Origin of the sequence: Paenibacillus sp. S02, assembly GCF_019454065.1 — a bacterium.
Lineage (GTDB): Bacteria > Bacillota > Bacilli > Paenibacillales > Paenibacillaceae > Paenibacillus > Paenibacillus polymyxa_B.
In genome coordinates, this window is sequence record NZ_CP073682.1 from 2,445,726 (window position 1) to 2,458,313 (window position 12,588).

Sequence of the window (12,588 nt, forward strand, 5' to 3'; positions counted from 1 at the left end):
AACAGGAGGTACAACTTTGTTCAGCAATAAAGAAGCATTTAAGCAGGCTTTTCGAGAGCAACTGGTCGGAAGGCTGGGCAAACCGATGCAGGAGGCTCAGTCGGAAGACGTATATAAGGTTTTGGGTGGCATGATTCGTGAACAAGTCGGCAAAAATTGGGCAGAAACGAACCAAGCCTACAAAGAAGGACAAGAGAAGCAGATTTATTATTTTTCACTGGAATTTTTGATAGGTCGTCTACTGGGCAGTAATCTGCTGAATTTGGGCGTACTGGATATGGTTCGACAGGCATTGGGTGAACTGGGCTGGGATCTGGAGGAAATTGAAGAACAGGAGGCAGACGCGGGGCTAGGCAATGGTGGTCTCGGCCGTCTGGCGGCTTGCTTCATGGACTCGCTGGCATCCCTTGGCTATGCAGGACATGGTTGCGGTATCCGATATAAATATGGTCTGTTTGAACAGCGTATTGTGGACGGCAATCAGGTTGAACTGCCGGATTACTGGCTACAGAAAGGGAATGTCTGGGAGGAACGCCGTCCTGACAAAAAGGTTGAGGTTCATTTTTGGGGAAGAGTGGAAACCCGTGAACAGGAGGGACGTCTTGTATTCGAGACAAAGGATGCTGAAACGGTCTGGGCTGTCCCTTACGATATTCCGCTGGTAGGCTATGGTCATGCGCAGGTGAATACGCTGCGGATTTGGAGTGCGGAATCAGCGCTTGATCCCGTTCGAGGACCGATTCGAGGCGAGGGCGGTTATTACCGCTTTCTCGACTACAATCGATCGGTGGAATCCATCTCGGCATTTCTATATCCGGATGACTCCAATTATGAGGGAAAGCTGCTTCGCTTGAAGCAGCAGTATTTCCTGTGCTCGGCCGGATTGCAAAGTATTTTGCGTACGTTTGAGAAGCTTCGTTTACCTTATAGCCAGTTGCCCGATAAAATAGCACTGCACATTAACGATACACATCCGACGCTGGTTATACCGGAACTGATGCGTATTCTGATGGACGTGAAGGGCTTGGGCTGGGACGAAGCATGGGATATTACGACGCGAACCGTTTCATATACGAATCATACGATATTAAGTGAGGCGCTGGAACAATGGCCTGTCAATATGGTACGGGAGCTACTACCTCGTATTTCCTTGATCATTGAAGAAATTAACAAACGTTATTGCGCTATGCTACTGGAGCGTTACCCAGGCCAGGACATCAAAATTGGTGAAATGGCGATTATTCACGGTGAACAAATCCGTATGGCTCACTTGGCAATTGTCGGCAGCTACAGCGTTAATGGGGTGGCTGCGCTGCATACGCAAATATTAAAGGAACGAGAGATGAAGTCGTTTCACGAGCTGTACCCTGACCGTTTTAATAATAAAACAAACGGGATTGCCCATCGCCGCTGGCTGATGCACGCCAACCCGGAGCTGACAAGCTTATACGATGAGACTATTGGCACACGCTGGAGGACCCGTCCAAGGGAGCTCATCGACCTGCTTCGTTACAGTGGGGACGAGTCGTTCAAAGAACGGATACAGGCGATTAAGCGAAATAATAAAGTCAGGCTCGCTGAGCATGTTTTTGCAAAACAGGGCGTGCGACTGGATACGTCCTCCATTTTTGACGTACAGGTCAAACGGTTGCATGGTTATAAGCGACAGCTGCTCAACATTTTGCATGTGATGCATCTCTACAGCCAGCTTAAAAGTAATCCTGGCCTAGATGTGACGCCACGCACGTTTATTTTTGGAGCCAAAGCCGCTCCCGGTTATTTTCTCGCCAAACAGACGATCAAGCTTATTAACAACGTGGCGGACACGATCAATCGGGATGTAGAAGTCAAGGACAAGCTGAAAGTCGTTTTCCTTGAAAATTATTCGGTCTCGCTAGCGGAGCTGATTATTCCTGCGGCGGATGTCAGTGAGCAGATTTCCACGGCAGGCAAGGAAGCCTCAGGCACAGGGAACATGAAATTTATGATGAACGGTGCGCTCACAATAGGTACATTGGACGGAGCCAATGTTGAAATGCATGAAATGGTAGGGGATGCCAATATGTTCATTTTTGGATTGAAGGTGGATCAGATCGAGGCATATTACCGGGACGGCCAGTATTCGGCGCGCAAAACAGCCAATAGTGACGAAAGACTGCGTGAAGTGTTGGATCAACTCGTGAACGATGCTCCTTTTACGCGACATGAACGGGAATTTGAGGCCATTTATCAATCCCTGATTGATCATAATGATGAATACTTTGTGCTCAAAGACTTTGCATCCTATGTGGATACACAGGTTCATATTGAACAGGTGTATCGGAATCCCTCGGAGTGGACTCGGCGTGCTATTGTCAATATGGCGCACTCTGGTAAATTTTCTAGTGATTGTACGATTCAGCAATACGCGGCTGAGATTTGGGACATTGTGCCTCTCCAAAACGATGTCAACAAGCGAATTCTGTCCTAAAACGGCGAAACAGGCGGAATAACATTGCTTTTCGAACGCTGAGGGTTATAATGACAGTATAGACATAAGTAAGGATGGGAGCTGTTTATACTCATTCCTGAACTTGAATTGTACTGTTGAAGGAGTCCTCCTATTGATAAAGCTCAATCCGAAAAGGCTCAAACCTCATAAATCGAAGAAGAAATATAATATGTTTCAAAATATATGGCGTGCGATTCGGCTGAATTTCATCAAGCTATTGCGAGCCCCTGGTGGAGTTAAAAAGATCTCTTTGGGCTTCGCCATTGGCTTTGCGCTGGAGATGATTGTGATTTCCACGGCTTCTCTGGTATACCTTGTTTTTTATCCGATTGTTCGTCTGTCCGGAGGCTCGCTGCCTGCGGCCATTGTGGGTAACGTTGTAGGTAAGCTAACCTTTTTGCCAATTGTACTGATGCCATTCGCCAAGCAAGTGGGGGCTTGGATTTATCCATCTCATTATCCGGTACATGTCAGGGGCGGACGACTTCACGAGCATTCTTTTATGGAGCTGTTTCACGGCAACTGGTCTGTATTCAGAGACTTGCTGCACGGAGGCTTGCACATCCTGATCGGTATGTCGATTTTCGGTGTGGTGCTGGGCATTATCTCGTATTTTGTCATTCAGGTTCTGTATAATCGTTCGCTGCACAAACGGTTGGAGAAGCGGAAGTTGCGTCATGGTGCAGCATTTTCGGCGGCCAGACTGCTGAAGAATGGATAACGATGCATAAGAAAGAAGCTCTTCGAGCCTATTTATTAGGTCCGAAGGGCTTCTTTGAGTTGGGGCAAGCAACTTTTATTTTTGTATTACGTCTAAGGAATATATGTATCCATTCTTTTAAGTCTCTTTTGAGACATCAGGAGGAATTGCCCCATGAAAAAATGGAATTCTATCATTGCAACAGTTGCGGCAATATCCATGCTTTTGGGAACGGCTCTAGTTGCATGGGCACAGCAGCCCGCCGCTGCCATAGCTCAAAACGCACAAACTTCTGTTAACTTGGACCCAACCGCCACTAAGCGTTTAACAGATGTGCTGAACACATTAGCGGAGAAACAAACGATAGAGTTTACAAGTGCAGACACTTCTTTTGACGCTTGGACGGTAAACGGTACTTTGAGCGGGACAGCTAATGCTGATTTCATCCAAAATTACGATTCCAAAAAGGGAATCGTGCAATCCACCAGCATTATTTATGATGCGGCTGATCTCAACAAAGTGATGGACAATAATCTACGCAGCAAGGTTGCATCGTTCCTGAAAACATTTGATTCTGATGGAGTGTTTAAAACGGAGGCCGTCTGGCGTGCATATTCCCCGAATGACGAAGGAGAACTCAAAAATTATTGGGTACTATGGGGGCATGACCAAAGTCTTTACATTGACCTTGATCAAGGAAATAAAATAACGGCCAGCATAATGTATTCGCTCAAAGACGTTAAAGCTTCACTGACCAACAAAGCGAATCGTTCGCTCAAAACACTTGGTATTCCTTCGAGCAATCCGTTCGAATATGTGTTTCGTCAGCATGAAGGCAATGATACCGTTTGGAATTTCCGGGACGATAATGAGTTAAACAACGTGCTGATTGGCGTGAAAACCGGTAAAGTGTGGGCCGTAAAAAACGAGCTTGGCATGGATTGGACGGGGGAAAAGGATTTTGTCAAAGCATTCGCTAAGCCAAAGCTCAGCCAAACTCAGGCGCTTTCAGCTGCGAAGTCGAAAGTGCAATCCCTTTTTGGAATTAACCTAAAAGGATATAGCGTAAAAATTAAGGATAACGAGTATACGTTCTCGCAAAAAGGCGCAGTTACTGTTGTGGGAAAAATCAATAAAAAAGGGGCATTTTATTCCCTAGAGGCTATACCTGCGAATGGAGTTCGAAATTAAGCAGATTGATTTTAATAAAAAGCGTATGATCTCTATAAGAGACATACGCTTTTTACATATTTTGTAACAGGATTGGCTTCATTCGCTCGAATCGTTTACAATACGTGTGCATACAACAATGGACGACAGGTTAATGTACATACAAGGAGTGATGAAGTTGCGGAAGATATGGCAAATCTACTTAACAGACTGGAGAAATGTATTCAAAGTATCGACCGGGACTTTATTAGTCATTGGCATCATTCTTTTGCCTTCTGTCTATGCATGGGTGAATTTGAAAGCGATGTGGGATCCGTATGCGAATACATCTGGGATTAAAATTGCAGTAACCAGCCAAGATCAAGGTGCAGAAGTGAATGGTAAAAAGATTAATATCGGCGATGAGGTTTTGCATAACCTTCAAAATAACAAGAAGCTGGGTTGGACTTTTGTCAATGAAGCGGAAGCACGAAAAGGTGTGTTGAATGGTGATTATTATGCCAGCCTGCTGATCCCGAAAGATTTTTCAGAGAAAATTACGAGTGTGCTGACGGAAAATCCGCAAAAGCCGGAAATTGATTACGCCGTAAATGAAAAAATTAATGCAGTAGCTCCGAAAATTACATCTTCGGGGGCAACCTCTCTGACGAATCAGATTAGCCAAAACTTTATTGAAACTGCCAGCCAGGCGGTATTGACGAAGTTGAAGGAAGCAGGAGTCAAGCTGGAGGAGGAACTCCCGACGATTCGTAACATTGAGAACCGGGTGTTGGAGCTAAATAATCGATTACCGGATATCGATAGGTTGGGCAAACAGGCATTGGAGCTGGAGCAAAATCTGCCGAAAATTAAGGCACAGGGACAAAAGATCATTGCATTGAAGGAGAAAATTCCTGAAATTAACCGTGCTGGTGACCTGGTGCTCAAAATTGACAAAAACATGCCTGAGCTGGACAAGGTAGCCGCTGTTATTTTGGATATCCAAAAAAGACTACCTGATATTCAAAAGGCCGGTGATCGAATTGTTGAACTGGATCAAAATTTCAGCAAGGTAGAAAGCGCACTGGCCACCGCCCTAGAGGACACGCAAACGGCTCTTAAAGTCATTAATGCTGCCCAGAAAGCACTGCCAGAAGTAAAGAAAATAGCGGACTCAGGCAAGGATTTTACAACCGGTTTACTTGAATTTCTGGACAAAAACGAGGGTGCGCTTGATTCGATTGGTACAGTAGTTAAAGAAGACTTACAACTGGTACAACAAATCGCGAATGAAGTTTCTCAGATTACAGACATTATTCGTGGTGTGGATTTTGATCCTAAAGCAGCACAAGCTGCGGTGAATCGTGTCAGCGGTAGGCTGACAACTGCCGTGGGAGTGTTGGATCATATTTCTCAATTGCTGAACCGTGTGAACGGATATTTGCCAAGTCAACCTCTGGATTCACTTATTTCGCGTGTGAGCGGGGTAGAGGATCGTTTCCGTCGTTTGAATAGCACAGTAACTAGCATCGGGGATGCCATTCAGCGCGGCGAAAAGCCTGCGCAAAATCTGCTGGATGACACTGATCGCCTTGCAGGAGAAATCAGTAGCGGAATTGACAGCATTTTGGGCAATTATGATACGGAGTATGCACCCGCCATTCAAAAGGCGCTGGACCAGATCAAATCCGTTGCCCGCAATTCTGCCAATGTGCTGACTACAGCTCAAGAGCAGCTACCGAATATTGAAAAGCTATTAAATGACGCACAGGCTGCAGCAGAATTCGGTCAGCAAGAGCTAACACGTCTCCAGCAGGATCTGCCACAATACCGTCAAAAATTGCATGAAGCGGCGACGACGATTCAGGGGCGCATGGGCGAGTTTACGAATGCTGTGAACAAAGCGGCAGACTTTGTAAATAACGATTTGCCAGCGGTTAAAAGTAAAATTCATCAGGCAGCAGATTTTGTGCGTAATGATTTGCCTAAAGCGGAACAACAGTTTGTCAAAATGGCTGACTTAATAGAAAATAAATTTCCTGAAGCAGAAAAAGCGGTACACCAAGTAGCCAATTTTGTAAGGACCGATCTTCCAGCCGCCGAGGATTCCATACGTCAGGCTGCAGACACAATTCGCAAGCTTAAGGGCGAAAATGCACTCGGACGCGCTATTGCATTGCTCAAGGGGGATGTGAAAAAGGAAAGTGATTTTCTCGGCAGTCCGGTATCGTTGAAGCAGGAGCGGATATACCCAATCCCCAACTATGGTTCTGCGATGTCACCTTTTTACACTACATTGTCGATTTGGGTAGGTGCGATGCTACTGGTCTCGATGTTCAGGGTAGATGTGGATGACCCGGAAGGACAATTTAAAAGCTACCAAGTGTATTTCGGACGGCTTATGACATTCTCCACGATTGGCATTTTTCAAGCGCTGAGCGTATCTCTCGGTGACTTGTTCCTGCTCGGGGCGTATGTGGATGCCAAAGTAGCTTTTGTACTATCCTCTATGCTGATCAGTCTGGTGTTTACGGCGATGACCTATACACTAGTTTCTGTGTTCGGCAATATCGGCAAGGGACTGGCAGTCATCCTGCTGGTGCTTCAATTCTCCAGTTCAGGAGGGACATTCCCGATTGCGACGAGTACACCGTTCTTTCAGGCGCTGAATCCGTTTGTACCGTTCACCTATGCGGTTAGTCTGTTACGAGAGACAGTAGGAGGGATGTTGCCTTCAACGGTGATACGGGATGTGGTGATGCTGTTTGTATTTATCGGTGTTTGCTTCCTGTTTGGATTGGTATTTAAGAAGCCGCTCAGCAAGCATACGAAAAAAATGGCCGAGCGAGCAAAAGAAACGAAATTGATTCCTTGATTGTAAAAAAAGAATGAGTTACGGTGGCTGAAGTGAGCCGCTCCGCGAAGGATTTGATCTTACGATCGCTGTTGCCACGGAATTCTTTGGATTGGATAGGACATGACAAGGTAAGAATCCCATGGCAAAGGCGAGCGCTCCGCTTCTCCAGATTCAAATTCTCCGCTCCGCTGCCCAACCGCCGTAAAGTCACTATTTTTTCATATGGAGTAGGTAGTATGGTAGGAGATGCCTCGCGCTTGCTGCTTCGGCGGTGCGTGGGGCTTTTTTGCATGCGCTATCCAACCTTAAATTGCATTTGGGGTTGTTTCAATGTGGTTTTTTCTGGTGAATAAACGGAGTATGGTCTTTTTTGGCATGTAATTTTGCGGAATTTTAAAATCCTTAGGCAAAGGCGGGAAGCAGTATGGAGTATTCATACTTAGGAAAGTCAGGCTTGAAGGTTAGTCGGTTATGTCTGGGGACGATGAATTTCGGACCAGAAACCGAAGAAAAGGATGCGTTTAAAATTATGGATGCTGCACTGGATGCGGGCATTAACTTTTTTGATACAGCTAATGTATATGGCCATGATCGTAAAGGCTGGACAGAGGAAATTATCGGACGCTGGTTCCAGCAGGGCGGCGGAAGACGCGAGAAGGTCGTGTTGGCAACGAAGGTATACGGAGACATGAAAAATGAACATGACGGACCCAATGCAGGATCAGGCTTGTCTGCTTACAAAATTCGCCGTCATTTGGATACGTCGCTGAAACGTCTTCAAACCGACCATGTAGAGCTATATCAAATGCATCACATTGACCGAAATGTGTCATGGGATGAACTGTGGGGCGTATTCGAGTCCGTGGTGGATCGGGGACAAGTTGATTATATCGGTTCCAGTAATTTTGCAGGCTGGCATATTGCGGTGGCGCAGGCAGAAGCGAAGGCACGGCGTTTTCTGGGGCTTGTATCCGAGCAGCATTTGTACAACCTGAACGAACGTTCCGCCGAGCTTGAAGTATTACCAGCAGCTCAAGAGCTGGGTCTGGGTGTGATTCCATGGAGCCCGCTGGCGGGCGGACTGCTGGGACGGAATGCTTTAGCTGGTACGGGTTCTCGCAGCGCACGCGCCAAAGAAAAGGTGGAGCAGAATCGTGCGAAGCTGGAGCAATTTGCAGCATTGTCCCGCGAGCTGGGTGAAAAGGAAGACGTGATTGCACTGGCTTGGGTACTGTCCCATCCGGCCGTAACGGCTCCAATTATCGGACCACGAACCTTAGAACAGTTAGAGGATGCTCTACGGGTACCTGAGGTCAAATTGAGCGAAGATGTGCTTGCCAAGCTGAATGAGATTTTCCCCGGTCCGGGAAAACCTGCGCCAGAAGCCTACGCTTGGTAATAATACTTCGTACTCGTAATAAAACATCATTCTTTGTGAGAAATAATCGGCAAAAAAGCAGCAGATCAGGAGCTTCCTCTTTGATCTGCTGCTTTTTTTCTGGTGCCTGATCCACACTTGAACGACCGTAACAAGAATAAATATGCGCTAAATGGGATCTATCTTTTTAGATATGATTTTCTGAGTGGTTTTCTTATGATGTGTTACATAACTGTGCAGAATCATGCCGAGGATGACGATGAACATACCCATCCATGATAAAGGAGACGGCATGGGGATAGACAAAAAGATTAATTCTCCCATTAATGCAAAAAGAACTTCCAGCGATTGTGTTGCTTCTACGGTCGCCAGCTTTTGCATATTTTCACGAACCTGATCTGTAGCTTTAAAAAATAAAACCGTAGCGATCACACCTGAAAACATGGCCACCAAAGCAGACTGTATCGTCTGTTCCTTACTCGGCATTCCCGCGCTGAAAACTCCATATAACGAAAGCAATAACCAGAAGGGTAAGCTGGCTAATGTCATCCCGAGCACACGTTGATAGGCATCCAATCGTCCCGCACAGACTTCCATCATTTTACGATTACCTAATGGATAGGCGAATGAGGCGAGTATGACAGGCAGAATACCGAATAAAAAATCTTGGGTAGAAATAGATTGCGACTGTTCGACTTGCATAACAATAATGCCGATTAAAATAACGAGAGACATCAACAGTCCCTGGAGGGGGATTTTTCCTCGTATTTTGACAGGGCCGTTCTCCGTTTGGACAACCTCAGCAAATAAAGGGACAAGCAAAGAACCAGAAATAATGGTAATTTGCCAGGTTCCCGCGATCAACCAACCCGGTGAATAAGCCGATGCGAAGCATAACGGAGCATAAAATAAGCCAAATCCGATGAAGCTCCACCACAACCACGTTCCTGGTTGTTCCTTCATGACTTTCCAAAGAGGCTTAAGCTTTTGTTGGGTCATCACAATGACGACTAGAATAGGAACCATAAACAGATATCGCAATGAAGCACTCCAGATCCAGCTCCCGCCAGACAGCTCCATAGACCGGTTCAGAACAAATGTAAAAGCAAAAAAGAAAGCCGCCAACACACCTAACCAGATTGAGCGCATAGCAATCACCTAATTCTTTAAGTATCGTTATTTCTCATATTAATAACTTTAGATCATTCAATTCAAGAGTTTCTTACAGTTGACAAGGTAAAAGGGATGCTGTATATTACTGAAAGTTGATGTTAATAGTAATTATTACGATTTAAAAAATGAAAATGAAAAGCCAATATTCAAGGGAGCGTAACTGCGATGAATAAGAAAGCAATACCGGTAACAGTGTTGAGCGGATATTTGGGTGCAGGAAAAACAACGATTTTGAATCATGTATTAAACAATCGGGATGGAATGAAAGTGGCAGTCATCGTCAATGACATGAGTGAAGTGAATATAGATGCTGAGCTGGTTAAAAAAGAGGGCGGCTTGTCCAGAACAGAAGAAAAACTGGTCGAGTTGTCTAATGGTTGTATTTGCTGCACATTGCGTGAAGATTTATTGCTGGAGGTCAAGAAGCTGACGGAACAAGGCGATTTTGATTATATTTTAATCGAATCTACAGGCATCAGTGAACCCGTGCCAATCGCTCAAACTTTTACATACGTTGATGAAGGAACGGGCATTAATTTGGCATCGCTGGCAAAACTGGATTGCATGGTGACCGTAGTTGATGCGAACCGTTTCTGGCATGATTTTGAATCAGGAGAAACGTTACTGGATCGCAGACAGGCTACTGGTGAAGACGACACGCGTGATATCTCGGACTTGCTGATTGACCAGATTGAAACCTGTGATGTATTGATTCTGAATAAGTGCGATCTGGTTCAGCCTGCGGAGCTGGACAAGCTGGAGGGTGTGCTGCGGAGATTACAGCCTGAAGCCCGAATCATTCGTACTTCTAAAGGAAAGGTCGCTCCTTCGGACATTTTGAATACAGGGCTGTTCAATTTTGACAAGGCTAGTCAATCCGCTGGATGGATTCGTGAGCTGGAGCTTGAAAGCCATACGCCGGAAACGGACGAATATGGGATCAATTCCTTTGTATATCGCCGTAGAAGACCATTTCATCCTGCGAGATTGGCTGAATTTATGAACTACTGGCCGGAGGAGGTCGTTCGTGCCAAAGGTTTGGCCTGGATTGCAACCCCGCAGGATTGGGCAGCGAGTATTAGCCAGGCAGGACCATCTATTCAATTTGGCCCTGCGGGAAGCTGGCTTGCTGCGTTATCTGAAGAAGAACGGCAGGAGATCGTCGCAGCCGACCCTGAGGCTCTGGACCATTGGGATGAACAATGGGGCGACCGCATGAACGAAATCGTCATGATAGGTATCGGAATGAATCGATCGGACTTGGAAGAAGAGCTAGATGAATGTCTACTGAACGATAACGAAATGGATATGGACTGGTCCAGTTTTGAGAATCCGCTTCCTTGGCCGACATGCTGAAGCTAGTTGATCCATTCAGTAATAAAGTCCATACATTTTTTAGCTGCTGGAGAAACATTTTTTAAGGAAGCGGTAGCGATACCGATAGTACGAGAATGCCTTTCGTCCAAAGGCCGAATAGAGATGTCGTAAGGAATGTGAGACAGGATCATTTCAGGAAGAATACTCACGCCTAGGCCATTCTGCACCATAGCCATAATCGCATGGTCATCTTCTAATTCATATTTGATTTTAGGTGACATATTATGCTGTGAAAAAATATTTCTTACATCGGTGTCACAGCCTGCAACAGGCATAATGAAAGGCTCGTCTCTGAGCTGTTCTACTCGAATTGAGGCTTGCTTTCCAAGAATATGATCGGAAGGAAGTAGACAAAGCATGCTTTCTTCTTTTAATGGCAACGCCTCTAATGTGTCTAACGTGGGTAGGTTCACAAAGCCGAAATCAGCTTCCCCACTGACTATCCAGCTCTCAATTTCATGGTAGTTCCCATCGAGCAGTTTTACTTCAATAAGAGGAAACTGCTCATTGAATTTTTTTAGAATACGGGGCAGCCAATGAATAGAGACGCTTGAAAATGTGCCGATCTTTACGGTTCCGATTTCCAATCCTTTAATTAAAGCTACCTCTTGGTAAAGCTTTTCGTCCATTTGTACAATCTCTCTAAATCGCTTCATTAATCTTTCCCCGTTATTGGTTAATCTGATGCCTGAACGACCTCGGATCAGAAGAGTCAGCCCTAGTTCATGTTCCAATCCAGAGATCGCATGGCTGATTGCTGATTGTGTAAGATTTAAAACTTCCCCGGCCTTTGTGAAACTTCCCATTTCAACTACGCAAAGAAAAATCTTATATTTAAACAAATTCGTGTTCACTCCTATTTTTTTATGAAATATATTCATGAATCATATCAGATATATTCATTTTTTTTATTTATTATTTATGATTATAATCAAATTAAAGAAAGGTTATTTAATTTTGTTTTAGGAGGGTCATATGAATTCAATTGCTAAAACTCCTCGTCCGCCCTATTATGCGGCTATCTTTACTTCTGAACGTACGGAAGGAGATGGCGGATACGGAGTAATGGGAGACAAAATGGTGGAACTGGCTGCCCAACAGCCTGGTTTACTAGGTGTGGAAAGTGTTCGTGACCACAATGGAGTAGGCATTACAGTTTCCTATTGGGAGTCTCTGGACGCTATAAAAAATTGGAAACATAACGAGCTGCACAAGGTAGCGCAGGAAAAAGGGAAATCCGAGTGGTATAAAACATTTGGTTTAAGAGTGAGCAAGGTAGAACGAGATTATTTTTTTACAGTGTAAATAGGTTCAATATCAACGTTAGTGCTTAGCATGAAGCCGAATCTGGAAATAAAGGTTTAATTCCATTATTCCATTAAAAGGACATCCATGAGATGAAGCCAAAGAAGTCCCATATAGGGACTTCTTTGGCTTCTCTGTCAGAAAGGCATCGTCGACCA

Annotated in this window: 9 protein-coding genes; 7 read left to right on the forward strand and 2 right to left on the reverse strand. The window is 45.1% G+C overall.

The window, feature by feature from the left end:
- Window positions 1–16: 16 nt before the first annotated feature.
- From KAI36_RS10970 to KAI36_RS10990, 5 genes are all read left to right on the forward strand, one after another.
- Window positions 17–2,470 (forward strand): glycogen/starch/alpha-glucan phosphorylase, encoded by a 2,454-nt coding sequence (locus KAI36_RS10970; RefSeq protein WP_220027723.1) that lies wholly within the window; start codon window positions 17–19, stop codon window positions 2,468–2,470.
- A gap of 190 nt (window positions 2,471–2,660) precedes the next feature.
- Window positions 2,661–3,212, forward strand: a complete 552-nt coding sequence (locus tag KAI36_RS10975) for a DUF2062 domain-containing protein (protein WP_028542387.1) — start codon at window positions 2,661–2,663, stop codon at window positions 3,210–3,212.
- 153 nt (window positions 3,213–3,365) lie between these two features.
- Window positions 3,366–4,382, forward strand: a complete 1,017-nt coding sequence (locus KAI36_RS10980; protein ID WP_220027724.1) for a hypothetical protein — start codon at window positions 3,366–3,368, stop codon at window positions 4,380–4,382.
- A gap of 157 nt (window positions 4,383–4,539) precedes the next feature.
- On the forward strand, window positions 4,540–7,215 hold the full coding sequence (locus KAI36_RS10985) for a YhgE/Pip domain-containing protein (protein WP_220027725.1): 2,676 nt from the start codon (window positions 4,540–4,542) through the stop codon (window positions 7,213–7,215).
- 406 nt (window positions 7,216–7,621) lie between these two features.
- A complete protein-coding gene (locus tag KAI36_RS10990) occupies window positions 7,622–8,596 on the forward strand; it encodes an aldo/keto reductase (protein ID WP_220027726.1) in 975 nt (324 codons plus the stop codon).
- Between the two features lie 147 nt (window positions 8,597–8,743).
- Here KAI36_RS10990 and KAI36_RS10995 read toward each other — a convergent pair whose 3' ends face one another.
- The gene (locus KAI36_RS10995) at window positions 8,744–9,724 is read right to left on the reverse strand and encodes a DMT family transporter (RefSeq protein WP_220027727.1); all 981 of its coding nucleotides are present in this window, start codon (window positions 9,722–9,724) and stop codon (window positions 8,744–8,746) included.
- Window positions 9,725–9,913: 189 nt separating this feature from the next.
- Here KAI36_RS10995 and KAI36_RS11000 point away from each other — a divergent pair, with 189 nt between their 5' ends.
- Entirely contained in the window at window positions 9,914–11,104 is a 1,191-nt protein-coding gene (locus tag KAI36_RS11000) for a GTP-binding protein (protein ID WP_220027728.1), read from the forward strand.
- Between the two features lie 2 nt (window positions 11,105–11,106).
- On the opposite strand, the gene KAI36_RS11005 is transcribed toward KAI36_RS11000, so the two are convergent.
- The gene (locus tag KAI36_RS11005) at window positions 11,107–12,006 is read right to left on the reverse strand and encodes a LysR family transcriptional regulator (RefSeq protein ID WP_071558822.1); all 900 of its coding nucleotides are present in this window, start codon (window positions 12,004–12,006) and stop codon (window positions 11,107–11,109) included.
- Window positions 12,007–12,100: 94 nt separating this feature from the next.
- On the opposite strand from KAI36_RS11005, the gene KAI36_RS11010 reads away from it, so the two are divergent.
- Window positions 12,101–12,430 (forward strand): antibiotic biosynthesis monooxygenase family protein, encoded by a 330-nt coding sequence (locus tag KAI36_RS11010; RefSeq protein ID WP_220027729.1) that lies wholly within the window; start codon window positions 12,101–12,103, stop codon window positions 12,428–12,430.
- Window positions 12,431–12,588: the final 158 nt, after the last annotated feature.

Coding starts and splice junctions, on each gene's coding strand:
- KAI36_RS11005 (WP_071558822.1), bottom strand. CDS start 12,006: ATGAATATATTTCATAAAAAAATAGGAGTGAACACGAATTTGTTTAAA.
- KAI36_RS10980 (WP_220027724.1), top strand. CDS start 3,366: ATGAAAAAATGGAATTCTATCATTGCAACAGTTGCGGCAATATCCATG.
- KAI36_RS10995 (WP_220027727.1), bottom strand. CDS start 9,724: ATGCGCTCAATCTGGTTAGGTGTGTTGGCGGCTTTCTTTTTTGCTTTT.
- KAI36_RS10990 (WP_220027726.1), top strand. CDS start 7,622: ATGGAGTATTCATACTTAGGAAAGTCAGGCTTGAAGGTTAGTCGGTTA.
- KAI36_RS11010 (WP_220027729.1), top strand. CDS start 12,101: ATGAATTCAATTGCTAAAACTCCTCGTCCGCCCTATTATGCGGCTATC.
- KAI36_RS10975 (WP_028542387.1), top strand. CDS start 2,661: ATGTTTCAAAATATATGGCGTGCGATTCGGCTGAATTTCATCAAGCTA.
- KAI36_RS11000 (WP_220027728.1), top strand. CDS start 9,914: ATGAATAAGAAAGCAATACCGGTAACAGTGTTGAGCGGATATTTGGGT.